Here is a 16,392-nt window from a genome sequence, read left to right as displayed (position 1 = left end):
GTTATCCGTTAACGATCAAAGGTAAATGAGGAACAGCCGCCAGCAACTGCCGGGTATGCGGATGACGCGGGGAAAGCAGCGCGTCCTGCGTCTGGGCGTCTTCGATAATTTCGCCCTCGTGCATCACCAGCAGGCGTTCGCACAGCCCGGCGACCATCGAAATATCGTGTGTCACCATCAGCAGCCCCATGCCATTTTGCTGCGTGACCTGTTGTAAAAGCTGTTTGATTTGCTCGCGCAGTGGTAAATCCAGCCCGCTGACCGGCTCGTCGGCAATCAGAAATTCAGGGCGAACCGCCAGCGCACGGGCAATCGCCACGCGCTGCGCCTGCCCGCCGGACAGCTCGCCCGCCGCGCGATGCCTCAGCGTCTCCGGCAGGCCAACCTGCGCCATCACCTGCGTCACGCGAGAATGTAACTCGCCCTGAAAACCCAGACGCTTCAGCGGTTCAGCGATAATCTGCCAGACAGTCTGGTTGGGCGGCAGCGAACCGGCCGGATCCTGCGGAATGTATTGCACCCGCTGGCGGTATTCACGCAGCGAACGGGCAGAACCGGGGCGGACAGGTTTTCCGTCGCAGAACACGTCGCCGCCGTCTGGCGCGTCCATCGCCAGCAGGATTCTCAAAAGCGAGGATTTCCCGCAGCCGGAAGCGCCCACCAGCCCGACGCGCTCGTGGCGAGCCATGCGTAAGGATAAGTGCGAAAAAAGCGGTGTTTCCGCACGTTTTGTTTGCCAGAAAAAGCCCGGAACGGCCAGATTCCGGCTGACGTTGTGAAGGTGCAAAAACGGTTCGGTGACGCGTTGCAGCGAAGGATTCATCAGACGGCTACCGCGCAAAGCGTGGAGGCGTTCCGGTGCAGCGCCGCGCTGTGCTTTGCGGCTTCAACCAGACGCTTTGTGTAAGCGTGTTGCGGATTGTTAAGTATCTGCGGCATTGGCGCGGATTCCACCAGATGCCCGTGTTCCATCACCAGCGCCCGCCCGCAAAGTTGCGCGGCAACGGCGATGTCATGCGTGATAAACAGCAGTGCGCGCGACTGTAGCGTGTTTTCACTGGCGTCACGCATCACCTGTAAAACCCGTTGCTGCGTGATCACGTCGAGTGCGGTCGTTGGCTCATCGGCGACCAGCAAGGAGGAAGACGATTGCATCGCCAGCGCAATACATAAACGCTGCCGCTGGCCCCCGGAAAGCTCTGCCGGATAGCGTGCCGCAAAACGCGGGATGTCATCCAGCCCGACGCGTTGGAGCATTTCGGCGAGTTGGTCTGCGCTGGCCGCAGGCAGGGCGAGATTCAGTTGTTTGCCGAGTGTCATCAGGGGATTGAGCGCCGTGGAAGAATCCTGAAACACCGTCGCCACGCGGCTTTGCGCGCAACGCGCCACAGGATGTTTTCCGCAGACTTCGATGCCGTTCACGCGAATACTGCCGCTGAGTTTTGCGCCAGCAGGCGGCGTGCCGGTGATCATCTTCGCCGTCAGTGATTTGCCGGAACCGGAAGCGCCAAGCAGGCAAACCCGCTCGCCCGCGTTCACTGAAAAGCACAAATTCGCGACATGTTTTTCACCGGCGATTTCCAGCGTCAGCCCCTTAACCTCAAGGACCGGTTCGACGTTTTTCGCCCTGTCAGCAGTCATTCCCTTCAACCTGTTCATCGTGGTGGTGTATTTGATATGTGATAACATAACAAAATGTGTCAATTTGATGCAAAAGGTTTTGTGATTTTTTTCTGGCTCTTTTAGGTAGCGGTATCAGATTTTTATTATCAATATTAAAACCCCTCCTGTACGCCTCGCGAAAATAACGTAAGTAATGCGTAACAGAATCCCATGTTTTCCGAAAATCAAAACGTCCCCGATGAACCTCGGATATTTCCCGCAGTCTGTTAGCGTGGTTATTTCTTCTGAAAGCTAAATATTTTTTGTTTTCAGGAAATTGGGTGAGTTGAAAAACGGCGTGCACGGATCACATGACAATGAAAAAATTACTCTTAGCGTCGCTGCTGTTGAGCAGCACGGCGGCTGTTGCCGCGGACGGTTTTGTCGTCAAAGACATTCACGTTGAAGGTTTGCAGCGCGTGACCGTTGGCGCTGCGTTGCTGAGCATCCCCGTGCGTGTGGGAGATACGGTATCGGATGACGATATCAGCCAGACGATTCGGTCGCTGTTTGCGACCGGGAATTTTGACAATGTGAAAGTGTTGGAAGAGGGCAACACGCTGATTGTGCAGGTAAAAGAAAGGCCGACTATCGCCAGTATTACGTTCTCGGGCAACAAAGCCATCAAAGACGACATGCTGAAACAAAACCTTGAAGCTTCCGGGGTTCGCGTCGGCAATGCGCTGGATCGCACCAGCATTTCGTCGATTGAACACGCCCTGGAGGATTTCTATTACAGCGTCGGTAAATACAGCGCCAGCGTGAAAGCGGTGGTGACGCCGCTGCCGCGTAACCGCGTGGATGTGAAACTGGTCTTCACCGAAGGGGTGTCGGCAAAGATTCAGCAAATTAATATCGTGGGCAATAAAGCCTTCACCAATGACGATCTGATCGCGCACTTCCAGCTGCGTGATGAAGTTCCGTGGTGGAACGTCATCGGCGATAAGAAATACGAAAAACAAAAGCTGTCCGGCGACCTCGAAACGCTGCGCAGTTTTTATCTTGACCGGGGTTATGCGCGGTTTACGGTGGATTCCACGCAGGTCAGTTTAACGCCGGATAAGAAAGGGATTTATATTACGGTCAATATTACCGAAGGCGCGCAGTATAAAGTTTCCGGTGTCACGCTGACCGGTCCGATGGCCGGGCATTCTGCCGAAGTCGAAGCGCTGACCGCGATTCCCGCTGGGGAATTATATAACGGCGCGAAAGTGACGAAAATTGAAGGGGATATTAAAAATATGCTGGGCCGTTACGGATATGCCTATCCGCACGTCACCACGCAAAGCGAGATTAACGACGCCGATAAAACTGTCAGGCTGCATATTAACGTGGATACCGGGAACCGTTATTCGGTGCGCCGGATCCGCTTCGAGGGCAATGACACGTCGAAAGACGAAGTGCTGCGCCGTGAGATGCGGCAGATGGAAGGCGCGTGGCTGGGTAACGATCTGGTACAAAAAGGCAAAGACCGTCTGAACCGCACCGGCTATTTTGAGACTGTAGACGTCGATACACAACCGGTGCCGGGTTCCACCGATCAGGTTGACGTGGTGTACAAAGTCAAAGAGCGGAACACCGGCACATTCAACGTCGGCGTGGGTTACGGCACGGACAGCGGCATCAGCTATCAGCTCGGCGTGACGCAGGATAACTGGCTGGGCAGCGGTAACACGGTCAGTTTTAGCGGCACGCGGAACTCCTACCAGACGTATGTCGAAGTCTCGGCGACCAACCCGTATTACACGGTCGACGGCGTCAGTCTGGGCGGTAAAGTCTTCTACAATCACTACGATGCTTCAGATAACGATCTGGCCGCGTACAATCTGCAAAGCTACGGCACCGGCGTCAATCTCGGTCTGCCGGTCAGCGAAGACAATACGCTGAACCTGGGGCTGGATTATGTTCACAGCACACTGAGCGACATGGAACCGCAGGTGGCGGTGTGGCGCTATCTCAATTCCACCGGTGTAAATCCGGGGATCGTGACATCCGGCAACAGCACGGCGGAGTTACGCACCAACGACTTCTTCGCCAGTGTTGGCTGGGCGTATAACGATCTTAACCGCGGCTTCTTCCCGTCTTCGGGCACGCGCGCCAGCCTGAGTGCAAAAGTCACTACGCCGGGCTCGGACGACAGTTATTACAAAATTACGTTTGATGCCAATCACTACATTCCGCTGAGCGATAAATCTGACTGGGTGCTGATGGGCCGCGCCAAAGCCGGTTACGCCGCCGGACTGGGCGGCAACGACGTGCCGTTCTACGATAACTTCTACGCGGGCGGCTCCAGCTCGGTACGCGGATTCTCGTCCAACACCATCGGCCCGAAAGCGGCGTATTACAAATGTGCCAGCGTTGATACCTCGTATTCTACCTGTCCGGTGACAAAATCTACCGATGCGGTGGGCGGGAATGCGCTGGCGATTGCCAGCGCAGAACTCTACGTACCGACGCCGTTTATCAGTGAAAAATACGCCAGTTCCGTGCGCACGTCGTTCTTCGTGGATTCCGGTACGGTGTGGGATACGAAATGGCAAAATACGACGGCGACGGAAGCGGCGGGTATTCCGGATTACAGTGATCCGACGCATATTCGTGTTTCCAGCGGTATTTCATTGCAATGGCAATCCCCGTTAGGCCCGCTGGTATTCTCGTATGCACAACCGCTGGTGAAATATGAAGGCGACAGCGCAGAACAGTTCCAGTTTAATATCGGGAAAACCTGGTGATAATATTACCGGCTTACGAAGTTATTACTTTATACAGACGTAATGAGGATGGAAACAGATAGTGAATCAATTATAATGCTCGCATGATGTTTATTGAGCAACCATTTATGGTAAAACATCATGCCATTATAATATTGTTGGAGTTCTTCCTTCTTTGGGGCCGACCCTGTACGGCCCCTTTTTTTTATTCCAAATATCGATTTTTACTATTTAAAAAAAAGGCAAAAAAAACCCTGGCCGTTTTATCGAAATAAAACAGTTCGGATTAAGTCAGGTTTATTTAAGCGAAGTGATAAACGTCAGGGCTTACGTAACAGCAGTCTTACAGTTCGTTAATCTTACGCGTGGCTTCGTTAACGTATTCAATAATGTGACACAGGCCGTTTTTACACTGTAAGCATTGCGAAAAAGTCAGCCGCAACGGTGCCGGAGAACCGAAACGGCGATGTCGTCGGCCACGTCCTGCACCAGTTTCTGCTGAATAATCACGCGCTCCTGAGTGCCGCCCTGTACCGCGCGCTGATGTTGCGTCTGACAGGTGATCTGCCCGCTTTCTTTACTGAAATCCAGCTGCCAGGTGGCGGCTATCGTCGCTTTCTCGCCTTGCCAGACGTCGAACTGCCCGACTGCCACGCGGACGCCAATAACCGGTTTGTCTGCCGGTGGTGTCAGCCCGCTGGTGTCCGTGGTATTCAGCGAATGTTCAAGCCGGGCGGTCAGCGCCGCGCGGATCTCCTCGGGCAGCGGCGCAGCCCAGAGTGCGTTATCCGAAATCAGCAGTTCGCCGTTGCGCTGATGCACCACCAGTTGCGGCTGATTGAGCCGTTCCGCAACGGTTACCGGTTTCACCCGGAGCACAAAAGGCGCGGGGCGGGCCGTCGTTGATGTGGAACCGTCGGCGGCGGTGGTCAGCGTGTAATAGTGCGGTGCGGAAGACGCGCAGCCGGTTAAGACCAGCAGGGCAAATGCCGCGCTGGCGGTTCGGGCAAGTTTCATGGCTGTTCCTTTTTGTCATCCGCTCTGCCGGTAAGCGGTGCCTGTGGCTGACGCGTTAAAAGGCCGGTCAGGGTGCGCAGGGAATATAACGTGCGCTGGAATTCAGCCAGCGTTTGCAGCAGCGGCGAATCTTCCGCCAGCAGGGATTGAGCGCGGGTCAGGGTCTGGTTCATTGTGCTGAGTGTCTGCGTGGTTTGTGGCAGAACCTGTCTGTTCACCTGAATCAGCGTCTGGTTAAGATTGCCCAGCGTGGCGTTGAGATTATTGCCAATCGACTCAGTGGGCATTTTCGACACCTTGCCGATGAGCGTTGCCAGCTGTTCCTGTAAATGGTCAAACCCGCCATTCAGCGTCGGAATGCGCAGTGGTCTGGCGTTGATATCGTAAGGAACCGGTGCGGCGTTGGGGATGAAATCAAGCGAAATATACAGTTGGCCGGTCAGTAAATTTCCGGTGCGCGCCTGCGCGCGAAGGCCGTGTTGCACCATATCTCGCAAGAAAACGGCGGCCTGTTTCTGGGCGTCTTTTTCCGGTTTTGGCAGTTTTTCCAGCACCTGGCCTAACCGGTTCGGGTAAACCTCTATCGTCACCACCGAGATAAACCGTGAACCGGCAGGCTCGTAATCCAGCTCGATAGCGGTCACTTTGCCGAGTTTCACGCTGGAAAATTCCACCGGCGCGCCGGTTTTCATTCCGCGTAACGATTGCTGGAAACGCAGTTGAAGAATTTGCGGCGTGCCGTCCTGCGGTGCCATCGCAGAGGCCTGATCGTCGGCCAGGGTAAAGATACTGAGATCCGGCGACGGGGTGACGGCTGTCGCATCTGGCGGGTTGGCGAAGGCAATGCCCCCGGCAATCACCGACGCCATGGTCTGCGTTTTCAACTGCAATCCTTCGGAATCGAGGGATAAATCCAGCCCGCTGGCATTCCAGAAGCGGGTGGCGGGCGTGACGAAACGATCATAGGGTGCATCGATAAACACGTTCAAACTGACGCCTTTGCCGTCAGGGCGCAGCGCGTAAGATGACACACGGCCCACGGGCACGCGGCGGTAATACACGGCGGAACCGATATCCAGCGAACCGAGATCGTCCGCAACCACTTCAAATTGCCTGCCGGGCATGCCGTTGATGATGGCCGGTGGTGTCTCCAGCCCCTGAAAGACAGAGCCGGTTTTGTCCGATTTGCCGGTATCGAGGCTGATGTATGCGCCGGAAAGCAGGGTATCAATACCTGAAATGCCGCCCATTCCGACGCGGGGGCGGACTACCCAAAAGCGGGTATCGGCTTTCGCCAGACTTTCGGCGTTTTTCATCAGCGATACGGTCACCAGCACGCGCTGGCTGTCCGGGCTGAGGATGATGGATTTCACTAATCCGATGGTGACGTCTTTGTATTTCACTTCGGTTTTTCCGGCCTGTAAGCCGCTGGCGGTCTGGAAGGTAATTGAAATCTCCGGCCCGGCGGATGCCCACAGCTGGAAAAACAGAAACAGCCCGATCACTGCGGCGGCGACAGGCACCACCCAGACCAGCGACGGACGCCAGCGGCGCGGGGTGATCTCAGGGGGGGGTGAAATGTGTTCAGTCATTCTGGTTATTTTCCCAAATCAAACGCGGGTCGAACTTCATGGCGGCCAGCAGGGTAAACATCACCACTGCGCCAAAAAAGACAATGCCGATGCGCGGTTCGGCAGTGCTGAAACCGGGGAACTGCACGAGCGCGGCGACCAGTGCCACAACCATGACGTCGAGCATCGACCAGTAACCGATATATTCCGTCAGGCGGTACAGGCGTGCGCGGCGAACACGGTTTTTCGCTTCGCCTTTTCCGGCGACAAGCAGCAGTCCGCCGAGGATCAGGAATTTAGTGCAAGGCACCACCACACTGGCGATGAAAATTACAGTCGCGACGCCGTAAGAGCCGGACGCCCAGAATTCCGCGATGCCGCCCAGAATGGTGTTTTCGCTGCCGCGACCGGCAAACGAGCTGTACATCACCGGCAGTAAATTGGCGGGTAAATACAGCAGCAGGGCGGTGAGCAGGAAAGCCCAGGACTGACTGCGGCTGTCCGGCTGGCGCGGATGCAGCGCCGCATGGCAGCGCGGACACGGCAGACGATGCACGCCGGAAACCTGTTCGCAGACCAGCCCGCAAACGTGGCAACGGATGAGCCCCTGCGGCAAAGCCTGAACGGGCATCATTCGCGCTGGCCTCTGAGATTTTTGAGGATCCACAGCGGCTGGAAATCCTGATGATTAATCACCGGTAGCAGCAGACATAATCCGAGTAACGCCCAGGTGCCGGGGCCGGTAGTGATTTGCACCAGCCCGGAGAGCTTGATGGCGGCAATCAGAATGCTCAGCAGCGCGACCTCCGCCATGCTCCACGGCGCCAGCCCGGCGAGTAAGCGCATGGCGGCGGCAAAGCCGGGCGCAGCTTTTTTCCTGCACGCGTGAAATAACACCCAGCCGAGCAGCAGGATTTGCAGGCACGGGCAGACGATAATCAGCAGCGCCACCGGAATAGCCAGCGGCGACGCATAACTGTGCGCCAGCGCCATGGCGGTTTGCCATAACGTAGCCGCCTGCGACTGACCGTGGAAGCCGATTTCCAGCACCGGAAAAACATTGGCGATGATAAAAAACAGCGCCGCCGTGAGCGTGAGCGCAAACCATTGTTCCAGACTCAGCCAGCTTCCCCGATACAACACCGCCCGGCAGCGCGGGCAGTGCGCGGCCTCACCGGGCCGCACGGATTGTCGGGTATACAGGCTGTCGCAGTGTTTGCAGATGATTTGCTGCGGATAGATTTTCATCACGAGCCCTTTCTGATTCAGCCGGTTATTTCAGCTGTTCCTGCAACTGATCCGCGCCTTTCTCCAGCCCGGTTTCTGCCGCACTCAGTGCGCCAAAAGTCGCCCCGATATTCAGTGAATTCGGGTACTGGCGGGAGATATAGGATTTGAGCAGCTGATTGGTCGGTGCATCGTAGATTTCCACCGCATAACTCACCGAACCGGTAAACGATCCTTGTTTGCCGCGGATGGACTGCACGATGTTGTACGGGCCGCCCATCAGGTCAAAACGGGTGAACGTTCCGACAAACGGCGTGCTGGTTTCCGCGCCGGTCAACGTCAGACGAATGCGCAAGGTGCCCGGCGTGATGGCGTTGGTCAGCGGGAACCGTTCCGCCACGCTTTTGCCGAAGACCTGCTGCATATGCGCCGCCAGTTGTTGTTTTTGTTCAGGAGAAACGTCATCGAACTGGGCATCCGATCCCTGATAAATCACCACCGGATCCACAATGGCGCGGGAATATTTATTCCAGTCAACCTGCGTGTTGTAGCTGAACGCGATATGCCCGGATTCATCCTGCGTATCAGGTTTCATCTGGGAAGAAGAGGTGACCCCGGTGTAGGGCACAGGCTGGGTACTCGCGCACCCCGTTAATAAACCTAAAGAAATCAAAGCTGCCAGCGAATAGCCGTTTGTTAACGCAGACATACGTCTTACCTTCTTTTGAAAAATGCAGCGGGATGTCGGTTTGCTTTTTCATCAAACCGTACAGTACGGTACATTTATGGAGTAATAAAATTCCTATGTCAAGAAAATGTACAGGTGGGTTCAGTTATGAGCCGTTGTTTTGCCGGGAGGTGTAAAAACACTTGAAAGAAAATGTTTAATTGTGTAAATAAAAGCGTCAAACATAATTGATAATCATTTTCATTTAAATTGTTCTACTTGCTCGGGGAAACTGAAATTCATGACGACTCATTCTTGTAAACTGCGCCTGCTCGTCGGCGCGTTATCTTTTGCCACGCTGGCTGCCAGCACCTCAGCTGTTGCTGAAATCAAAACCCTGACCGACGTGATTGGTCGCGAAGTGAAAGTCGATCTGCCTGCGAAACGTGTGGTGGTGGGTTTTTACTTTGAAGATTACATGTCGGTTGGCGGCGAAAAAGCCTATGACCATGTTGTGGGCATCTCACGCGAGGCATGGGAAGGCTGGGTGCCGGCTAACTGGAATATGCACGTTGCGCACCGCCCGTCGCTGAAAAATATCCCGGACGTCGGGGAAGTCGAGGCACAAAGCTTCTCCGTCGAGAAAGTGCTGAGCCTGAATCCGGATCTGGTGGTGCTCGCCGACTGGCAGTTTAAGGCGCTGGGCGGGGATGTGCAGCGTATTGAAAAACAAGGCATTCCGGTGGTGGTGATTGATTACAACGCCCAGACCGTGGAGCGCCACGTCGCGTCTACCCGCGTGTTAGGCACGCTGACCGGACAGGAAGCGCGCGCGAAAGAAATGGCGGATTTATACTCGTCGTCGCTGAAAGATGTGGCTGACCGCATTGCCGCGTCCGGCAAACCTAAGCCGAAAGTGTACGTGGAATTTGGCAACAAAGGGCCGGAAGAATACTCCTTCACCTACGGCAAGAACATGTGGGGCGCGATGGCGACCGCTGCCGGTGGCGACAATATTGCTGCGCCGTTTGTGGAGTGGTGGGGGCCGATCAATCCTGAGCAGGTTCTGGCTTCACAGCCGGACGCTATTTTTATCTCCGGGCGTGAAAACAACAAAAACCCGGCGGCTTTACCGATGGGCGTTGGTATCAGTAAAACTGAAGCGCGCACGAAGCTGAAAGGCTTCGAAAACCGTCGCGGCTGGCGCGAATTACCGGCGATTCAGAACGGGCAGTTATTTGGTGTGTATCAGGGCGCGTCGCGCACGATTTCAGATTTCGCGATGGTGCAGTACATGGCAAAACAGCTGTACCCGGAGCAGTTTAAAGATCTGGATCCGCAGGCGAATTATCTCAACTTCTACAAAAAATACCTGCCAGTGACGCCGGAAGGCACGTTCGTGGTCGGCCTGAAAGACTGATCTCACGACTGACTTCAATCCGAAGCGCTGCCCATGAGCAGCGCTTCTTTCGTTTTCTGACAGGGAATTTTTATGACCATTTCTGCTGACCGCCGCGAGGCGATTACCGCGCATCGTGCGCGGGAACGTAAGCGCTGGCGCTACGTGTTTCTGTTTCTGCTGATCACCGCCGTCAGCCTGGTATTTGATATCGCGACCGGCCCGTCGATGTTATCGCCGTCCGAGGTGATCCGTTCGCTGACCGGGATCGGCGAACGCGCCGCCATGACCGATGCTATCGTGCGCGAATTCCGTTTACCGATGGCGCTGATGGCGCTGGTCGTCGGTGCCGCGCTGGGCGCAGGTGGCGCACAGATGCAAACGCTGCTCAACAACCCGATGGCAAGCCCGTATACCTTAGGGATGGCGGCAGCGGCCGGATTTGGCGCGGCGCTGAGCCTGGCATTTGGCGGTTTCGGGCTCAATCCCATGATTTCTGTGCCGATCGGCGCGTTTCTCTTTTCGATGATTGCGGCGTTGTTTCTGTTCATGCTGGCCTCGATGCGAACGGTCAGGACGGAAACCATTATTCTGGGCGGGATTGCGCTGCTGTTTCTGTTCCAGTCGCTGCTTTCGCTGATCCAGTTTTTGTCCTCGCCTGAACTTTCTCAGCAAATTTTATTCTGGCTGTTTGGCAGTCTGACCAAAGCCACCTGGCCGACGCTGGCGCTGACGGCGGTGACCACGTTGATCTGTTGCCTGATGCTGATGGCGGATTCGTGGAAACTGGCGGCGTTGCGTATGGGCGAAATGCGCGCGCTGAGCCTCGGCGTTAACGTGCGAAGGTTGCGCATGAAAATCCTGATCATTGTGGCGGTGATGACCGCGACGGCCACCAGTTTTGTCGGCGTCATCGGGTTCATCGGGCTGGTTGCGCCGCACATTGCCCGCATGGTGGTGGGCGAAGATCAGCGTTTCGCGATGCCAATGTCCGTACTGGCGGGCGCGCTGATGTTGTCGGCGGCGTCGGTGCTATCGAAATCCATCGTACCCGGCGCTTTGTTCCCGGTCGGGATTGTGACCGCGATTGTTGGCGTGCCGTTCCTGCTCTGGCTGATTTTCGCACCGCGCAGGAGAACATTATGATCCTGCTGGAAAATGTCGGCGTTGACCGGCAGGGGCGCAGCATTATTGCCGGGGTCAGTGCGTTGCTTGAGGCCGGAAAAATTCACGTGATCATCGGCCCGAACGGGACCGGAAAGACCACGCTGCTGAATGCGATGTTTGGCGAACTGGCGCTGGCACAGGGGCAGATCCAGTTTGCCGGGCAGACTTTATTGCCGGGGAAAGCGCGGGGGAAATTCCTGCACGGCTGGCGCGATACGTTTGCTTATCTTCCGCAGGATACCGCCGCCGATATCGCGCTGACGGTGCTGGAAGTGGTGGTGCTCGGGCGGCTCGGTAAGCTTTCGCTGCACATTGATGATGAAACGCTGGGCGCGGCGATGGCGCGGCTGGAACAGGCGGGAATTGCACATCTGGCGGGGCGTGATATTGCATCGTTGAGCGGCGGCCAGCGGCAAATGGTGCTGTTCGCGCAGGTCATGATGCGTGAGCCCAAAGCCATGCTGCTGGATGAACCGGTCAGCGCGTTAGATCTGAAACACCAGATTTCGTTGCTGGATCTGGTGCGCCGGGAAACGCGCGCGCGCAATTGGGTGACGGTGATTGTGTTGCACGATCTCAATCTGGCGTGTCAGTACGCAGATAATTTACTGGTGGTGGCACACGGAAAAATTCAGGCAGCCGGTCATCCGCGTGACGTTGTCACGGAAAATCTGATTGAAAAGACTTACGGCGTGAAAGTGGAAGTGCTCGCCGACCGTGCCGGGAATCCGGTGATCCAACCCGTGAGCGGAATCTGAAGGCGTTCCGGCATAAAAAAGCCTCTGCGAAAATCCGCAGAGGCCTCGGAAGCATTTTAAAAAGCGTTTACGGAACCGAACCCGCTACCGTAAACGTGCAGCCGGTGTCGATACTTTGATTAAGACCTGCGATGACGGCGTTCAGCGCACCCTGCTGATTCTGCGCATTACCGGTTTGCAGTGAACCCGAAACAATGACGTGTGCGACGGTGCTTTGTCCGTTAATTCCGTTTACCTGAACCTGAATATTATATTGCGTAACCGCACCCGGAATATGTCCCTGCATATCGACACGCATGACACCGTTGGTTCTGAGCTGCCCCGGTGCCCGCCAGAGATCGGCATACTGAAGCTGAGCAATGACATTATAGGCAGATTGTTTCTGAGCATTATTCGGAAGATAAATATGTGGGATTGCAGCCCCTTGTATACGGGTAATTGGCATTTTTTATTTCCTTTCGCTAACGGATGGCGTTGATGGAAATAAAAAACTAACACCAGAAATTCGGCGAAAATATCTGCCAGATGGCCGTGGCGTCGTCGCCTTATTTCATGGGCCACCGGTGTTATCGGGTGAACCTGCATAAAAAAAGCGCCATGTTTTCACATGACGCTCAGGTCTTTCAGGTGATGAATTATCGCTTAGAAATCGACATTCACGCCCAGCTGGAAGCTGCGGCCCGGCATGACGGCCAGCGCTTTGTTGTAGGCATCCTGATTGGTGGTTTCAGTCAGGGTACGGCTGCTCAGGTAATCCCAGTATTTACGGTCGGTGATGTTGTAAACGCCACCGCTGAGTTTCACGTTCTTCGCGACTTTCCAGTAGGCCGTTGCATCAACCATTCCGTAGCCCGGAACGTTCATGTATTCGGTGGTGGAATCCGTGATCGCCGTACCGGCGTTGGTGTAGCTCTGGCGGTTGGTCGCTTCGGCTTTTTTACCTTTCACGAAGGTCGCGGTCAGCGCCGTTCCGTAGATGCCTGACGGGTCATCCCAGGCCACCCCGGCCACAAATTTCATTGGTGGCACGCTGTCGATGTCGACGTATTTATCGCCCTCGTAGCTGGATTTAGATTCACCCTTGGCGTAGCCCAGTGCGAAGGTGGTGCTCAGACCGTTTACACTGCTAAACCATGTACCGTAGTTAATTTTGGTACTCAGATCGCCACCGTAGATAAACGCTTCATCGCGGTTTTCTGCCTGATAAATCGTATAAATATTGGAAGGGACGTTGGTGAACATTCCCGGGCTTCCTGCACGGGTGTAACGGGTGTTGGCGATGAAGTTTTTATACGTGTTGTAAAACACGGAAGTCTTGAAGGTCACGCCTTCAGTGGCTTCGCCTTTCATGCCCCATTCGAAGTTGTTGCTGGTTTCGGTTTTCAGATTGGTGTTACCAATCAGCGCATACTGCTGCGAACCGGCATAAGAAGAACCGAGGTTCCAGGAACCGTAAAGCTGGCTGGCATCCGGGAACTGCGCGCCACGACGGTATTGCAGGTAAGTCATCAGCTTAGGCGTGATGTCATACGTGAACGCCAGTGATGGCAGAACCTGTGTATCGGCGTTGGCTTTACCGTACAGAGTCGAAACCTGGCTTTCAGACACGGTGCTGTTCGACAGCGCTGACAGGTCTGTTGCTTTCGTATTCTGGTACGCCACACGCACCGCAGGCACGATGGAGAAGTTATGGCCGTCGAGGTCAAACTTTATGGTGTCTTGCAGGAAGCCGCCGAGAACATAAGAACGGCTGTTGGCTTCAGGCTGCATGATGGTGGTGTAAACGCTTTGATCCGGGCTTTCGCGGAACGGGCGTTCGGTGTTAGAGATACGACCGTTAATACCGGCACTCAGCTCATAACGGCCCAGCGTTTTCAGCCAGCTGGTTTCCGCACCGTAGGTGTTCACGTCATAGTTGGAATAGACGTTCATCATCTGCTTGCTGGCGTTCGGCATGTAGGTATTGTCGTGCGCCTGGGTGTACTGGTAATAGACTTTCGTGACGATGGCATCGACGTAATCGTTGAACGGCGTCCATTCGTCTTTCAGGCTTGCGCCCCAGCGGCGGGTGTTACTTTGCTGCTGTGCGGTCCCCAGAATTGAGCTGCCTGCGCTGTTCCACGCATCGTAATGGGTGTGGTTGATTTTCTCGTAGTAATCGAGCGTCCCGGTAAATTTGTGCTCATCGTTCGGCTGCCAGATACCGGACGTCATGATGGCGTTGGAGTGCCAGTTCGCCGGGTAAGCATCGTGCGTACCGCTGTTATTGCTGGTTTCCTGCCCGTCACGACGGCTGAAGGCCACGACGCCGCGCAGGGTTTCGTCACCGGCCGCGGCAGTGATGCCGTTGTGCCATGAACGGTCTGAAGAATCATAATCAGACTGGTAACCGAAATAGGTTTCTTTGCCCGGACGCAGATAGTCGTCTGCCGTTTTCGGCAGGAAGGAAACGGCACCGCCGATGGAGGTATTCGCCCGGTCGGCTGAGGTGGCACCGGATTCGATATCCACCTGACCGTACATGTACGGGTCGATATAATCGCGGCCGATACCGGATGTGCCCAGACCTGCACGGCTTGCATAGCTGCGGCCGGTGGCGTTTGGCTGCGGAATGCCGTCTACGTCGATCCCGACGCGGTTGCTTTCCAGACCACGGATGTTGTAGCCGGTATAACCGTTACGGTCAAAACCACTTTTGCCGTTGCCGGAGCCGCCACTTGAACCGGTTGCGGTGATCAGTGGCTCATAACGCATGATGGTACCGAAATCATTACCGCCGCGTTTTTGCATATCTGCCGCAGTGATGGTTGTTTTTGAGCCCGGCGTTTTATCCGGAGCGACGCCGGTGACGGTCATCACTTCTTCATTGTTCTGTGCCAGATCTTTAGCACTGCGCACCACCGGTTTCTTTTTGATGGCTTCTGAAGACTGCGCTGTGTTCTGTGTCAGATCGGTATTGTCTTTAACGGCTTCCGCTGCGTTTACGTTAAAAGTGGTAGTGAGAATCGTCCCCATGAAGATGACGTTTTTCACCAAACCCTGCTGTGTAAAGGATTTGAACATTTGTTTTTAGTCCTGCACTAATTTTTAAAGTTCTGCTCGCATTTACTGCCTTTCGACAAATTCAGACGCGCATGTCATCTGCTTTGATCTTCCGTGAAAAAGCCGTTGTCCTTATAAAATATGGGTTTATTTACCATCCTACCCATTTCAGCTTTGTGCGAATGATAATGATATTGATAATTGTTATCAATAAAATGGTAAATAAAAATGTGCTTCTTAACGAAATCTTTGCAATTTGCTCTGGAAAATGGGCTACGGGGGGCGCTTTACAACCCGCAAACCCGTCGTTAGAGTGGGTCATCAGGGAACTGTACCGTACAGTTTCGTCGCCGTGGTTTTGACCAGGGCTGCAAAGCAACGTCAGGAGAGAAGATGAAAGTTCGCACCGAAGCCCGCAGGGAGGCGATTATCGATGCCGCTGCGCAATTGTTTCAGGAAACCGGCTACGAACGCGCGTCAATGAATGAACTCGCCCGGCGTCTGGGCGGCTCCAAAGCCACGCTCTACAGCTATTTCCCGTCGAAAGAAGCTTTGCTGGTGGCGGTGGTGAAAGCGTATGCCACGGGCCATCTTTCCGACGCCGTCAGCGACCTGACCCAAACGTGGGCGGATGCCGGTCTCGAGACAATCCTCACCCGTTTTGGTGAGAGAATGTTACTGGTGCTCACCAATGACGCCTCGGCGCTGGCGGTGTACCGCATGGTGCTCGCCGAGTCTGGTCATTCCGAAATCGGCACGTTGTTTTATGATGCAGGGCCACGGGAAAGCGTCGATATCCTGGCAAAATTCCTGGCCAGTGCGATGGAAAAAGGGCAACTGGTGCAGGCCGATGCTCATCTGCGCGCCGTACAATTTCTGGCACTGGTGACCGCGCAAACCAACACGCGTCTTTACCAGCGAAACCCCGCGCCGCTGGAAATCGCGGAAATCCGTCAGATGGTAAGCAGCGCCGTCGACATGTTTTTGCGCGGCGCAGTGCGTTAATCCACACAGAATGTTCTGCTGCGAAAACCGACAACCTGCCTTTTTCACGAGGGCCGGTTTTTTTTGAAGTCGTTGCATAAAATATTACTAAGATATATCTTTCACTGAATTGAGAATCATTCACGTCCTTTCCGGGATCCGTGACGGTTAATTTCGGAACACTGAG

At 54.9% G+C, this 16,392-nt stretch carries 14 protein-coding genes; 5 read left to right on the top strand and 9 right to left on the bottom strand.

What is annotated here, in order from left to right:
• Position 1: 1 nt before the first annotated feature.
• Together ACM5QY_RS24755 and ACM5QY_RS24750 are read right to left on the bottom strand one after the other, a co-directional pair.
• Complete coding sequence (locus ACM5QY_RS24755; protein ID WP_416123296.1) at positions 2 to 823, bottom strand: ABC transporter ATP-binding protein; 822 nt, start codon at positions 821 to 823, stop codon at positions 2 to 4.
• Positions 823 to 1,641, bottom strand: a complete 819-nt coding sequence (locus ACM5QY_RS24750; protein WP_416123295.1) for an ATP-binding cassette domain-containing protein — start codon at positions 1,639 to 1,641, stop codon at positions 823 to 825. Before ACM5QY_RS24750 ends, ACM5QY_RS24755 begins: the two co-directional genes overlap by 1 nt.
• A gap of 332 nt (positions 1,642 to 1,973) precedes the next feature.
• On the opposite strand from ACM5QY_RS24750, the gene bamA reads away from it, so the two are divergent.
• Positions 1,974 to 4,394 carry an outer membrane protein assembly factor BamA gene (gene bamA, locus ACM5QY_RS24745; RefSeq protein WP_416123294.1) on the top strand — a complete coding sequence of 807 codons (2,421 nt, stop codon included), beginning with the start codon at positions 1,974 to 1,976 and terminating at the stop codon, positions 4,392 to 4,394.
• Positions 4,395 to 4,805: 411 nt separating this feature from the next.
• Here bamA and ACM5QY_RS24740 read toward each other — a convergent pair whose 3' ends face one another.
• From ACM5QY_RS24740 to ACM5QY_RS24720, 5 genes are read right to left on the bottom strand one after another with little or no spacing between them, the layout of a single operon-like run.
• On the bottom strand, positions 4,806 to 5,390 hold the full coding sequence (locus ACM5QY_RS24740; protein WP_416123293.1) for a PqiC family protein: 585 nt from the start codon (positions 5,388 to 5,390) through the stop codon (positions 4,806 to 4,808).
• Positions 5,387 to 6,982 (bottom strand): PqiB family protein, encoded by a 1,596-nt coding sequence (locus ACM5QY_RS24735; RefSeq protein ID WP_416123292.1) that lies wholly within the window; start codon positions 6,980 to 6,982, stop codon positions 5,387 to 5,389. The genes ACM5QY_RS24740 and ACM5QY_RS24735 overlap by 4 nt, the downstream gene beginning before the upstream one ends.
• Positions 6,975 to 7,595 carry a paraquat-inducible protein A gene (locus ACM5QY_RS24730; protein WP_416123291.1) on the bottom strand — a complete coding sequence of 207 codons (621 nt, stop codon included), beginning with the start codon at positions 7,593 to 7,595 and terminating at the stop codon, positions 6,975 to 6,977. The genes ACM5QY_RS24735 and ACM5QY_RS24730 overlap by 8 nt, the downstream gene beginning before the upstream one ends.
• Entirely contained in the window at positions 7,592 to 8,209 is a 618-nt protein-coding gene (locus tag ACM5QY_RS24725; protein ID WP_416123290.1) for a paraquat-inducible protein A, read from the bottom strand. Before ACM5QY_RS24725 ends, ACM5QY_RS24730 begins: the two co-directional genes overlap by 4 nt.
• Before the next feature lie 25 nt (positions 8,210 to 8,234).
• Entirely contained in the window at positions 8,235 to 8,897 is a 663-nt protein-coding gene (locus ACM5QY_RS24720; protein WP_416123289.1) for a DUF3313 domain-containing protein, read from the bottom strand.
• Positions 8,898 to 9,156: 259 nt separating this feature from the next.
• On the opposite strand from ACM5QY_RS24720, the gene ACM5QY_RS24715 reads away from it, so the two are divergent.
• The 3 genes from ACM5QY_RS24715 to ACM5QY_RS24705 all read left to right on the top strand — a co-directional run bounded on the left by ACM5QY_RS24715 (position 9,157) and on the right by ACM5QY_RS24705 (position 12,179).
• Entirely contained in the window at positions 9,157 to 10,275 is a 1,119-nt protein-coding gene (locus tag ACM5QY_RS24715; RefSeq protein WP_416123288.1) for an ABC transporter substrate-binding protein, read from the top strand.
• A gap of 72 nt (positions 10,276 to 10,347) precedes the next feature.
• The gene (locus tag ACM5QY_RS24710) at positions 10,348 to 11,400 is read left to right on the top strand and encodes a FecCD family ABC transporter permease (RefSeq protein ID WP_416123287.1); all 1,053 of its coding nucleotides are present in this window, start codon (positions 10,348 to 10,350) and stop codon (positions 11,398 to 11,400) included.
• On the top strand, positions 11,397 to 12,179 hold the full coding sequence (locus ACM5QY_RS24705; RefSeq protein ID WP_416123286.1) for an ABC transporter ATP-binding protein: 783 nt from the start codon (positions 11,397 to 11,399) through the stop codon (positions 12,177 to 12,179). The genes ACM5QY_RS24710 and ACM5QY_RS24705 overlap by 4 nt, the downstream gene beginning before the upstream one ends.
• 67 nt (positions 12,180 to 12,246) lie before the next feature.
• On the opposite strand, the gene ACM5QY_RS24700 is transcribed toward ACM5QY_RS24705, so the two are convergent.
• Both ACM5QY_RS24700 and ACM5QY_RS24695 read right to left on the bottom strand, forming a co-directional pair.
• The gene (locus tag ACM5QY_RS24700) at positions 12,247 to 12,624 is read right to left on the bottom strand and encodes a hypothetical protein (RefSeq protein ID WP_416123285.1); all 378 of its coding nucleotides are present in this window, start codon (positions 12,622 to 12,624) and stop codon (positions 12,247 to 12,249) included.
• A gap of 197 nt (positions 12,625 to 12,821) precedes the next feature.
• The gene (locus ACM5QY_RS24695) at positions 12,822 to 15,242 is read right to left on the bottom strand and encodes a TonB-dependent receptor domain-containing protein (protein ID WP_416123284.1); all 2,421 of its coding nucleotides are present in this window, start codon (positions 15,240 to 15,242) and stop codon (positions 12,822 to 12,824) included.
• 372 nt (positions 15,243 to 15,614) lie between these two features.
• On the opposite strand from ACM5QY_RS24695, the gene ACM5QY_RS24690 reads away from it, so the two are divergent.
• Positions 15,615 to 16,226, top strand: a complete 612-nt coding sequence (locus tag ACM5QY_RS24690) for a TetR/AcrR family transcriptional regulator (RefSeq protein ID WP_416123283.1) — start codon at positions 15,615 to 15,617, stop codon at positions 16,224 to 16,226.
• The last annotated feature ends 166 nt before the right edge of the window (positions 16,227 to 16,392 follow it).

The sequence above is a fragment of the Rahnella sp. PCH160 genome (assembly GCF_047784855.1).
In the GTDB taxonomy this organism is placed as follows: domain Bacteria; phylum Pseudomonadota; class Gammaproteobacteria; order Enterobacterales; family Enterobacteriaceae; genus Rahnella.
This window is presented reverse-complemented; position numbering and strand designations above follow the sequence as displayed.

Excerpts from the sequence above, each read along its gene's own strand:
- ACM5QY_RS24755 (WP_416123296.1), bottom strand. The coding sequence starts at position 823 with ATGAATCCTTCGCTGCAACGCGTCACCGAACCGTTTTTGCACCTTCAC.
- ACM5QY_RS24705 (WP_416123286.1), top strand. The coding sequence starts at position 11,397 with ATGATCCTGCTGGAAAATGTCGGCGTTGACCGGCAGGGGCGCAGCATT.
- ACM5QY_RS24695 (WP_416123284.1), bottom strand. The coding sequence starts at position 15,242 with ATGTTCAAATCCTTTACACAGCAGGGTTTGGTGAAAAACGTCATCTTC.
- ACM5QY_RS24715 (WP_416123288.1), top strand. The coding sequence starts at position 9,157 with ATGACGACTCATTCTTGTAAACTGCGCCTGCTCGTCGGCGCGTTATCT.
- ACM5QY_RS24720 (WP_416123289.1), bottom strand. The coding sequence starts at position 8,897 with ATGTCTGCGTTAACAAACGGCTATTCGCTGGCAGCTTTGATTTCTTTA.
- ACM5QY_RS24690 (WP_416123283.1), top strand. The coding sequence starts at position 15,615 with ATGAAAGTTCGCACCGAAGCCCGCAGGGAGGCGATTATCGATGCCGCT.
- bamA (WP_416123294.1), top strand. The coding sequence starts at position 1,974 with ATGACAATGAAAAAATTACTCTTAGCGTCGCTGCTGTTGAGCAGCACG.
- ACM5QY_RS24730 (WP_416123291.1), bottom strand. The coding sequence starts at position 7,595 with ATGATGCCCGTTCAGGCTTTGCCGCAGGGGCTCATCCGTTGCCACGTT.
- ACM5QY_RS24700 (WP_416123285.1), bottom strand. The coding sequence starts at position 12,624 with ATGCCAATTACCCGTATACAAGGGGCTGCAATCCCACATATTTATCTT.
- ACM5QY_RS24740 (WP_416123293.1), bottom strand. The coding sequence starts at position 5,390 with ATGAAACTTGCCCGAACCGCCAGCGCGGCATTTGCCCTGCTGGTCTTA.
- ACM5QY_RS24750 (WP_416123295.1), bottom strand. The coding sequence starts at position 1,641 with ATGACTGCTGACAGGGCGAAAAACGTCGAACCGGTCCTTGAGGTTAAG.
- ACM5QY_RS24725 (WP_416123290.1), bottom strand. The coding sequence starts at position 8,209 with ATGAAAATCTATCCGCAGCAAATCATCTGCAAACACTGCGACAGCCTG.
- ACM5QY_RS24735 (WP_416123292.1), bottom strand. The coding sequence starts at position 6,982 with ATGACTGAACACATTTCACCCCCCCCTGAGATCACCCCGCGCCGCTGG.
- ACM5QY_RS24710 (WP_416123287.1), top strand. The coding sequence starts at position 10,348 with ATGACCATTTCTGCTGACCGCCGCGAGGCGATTACCGCGCATCGTGCG.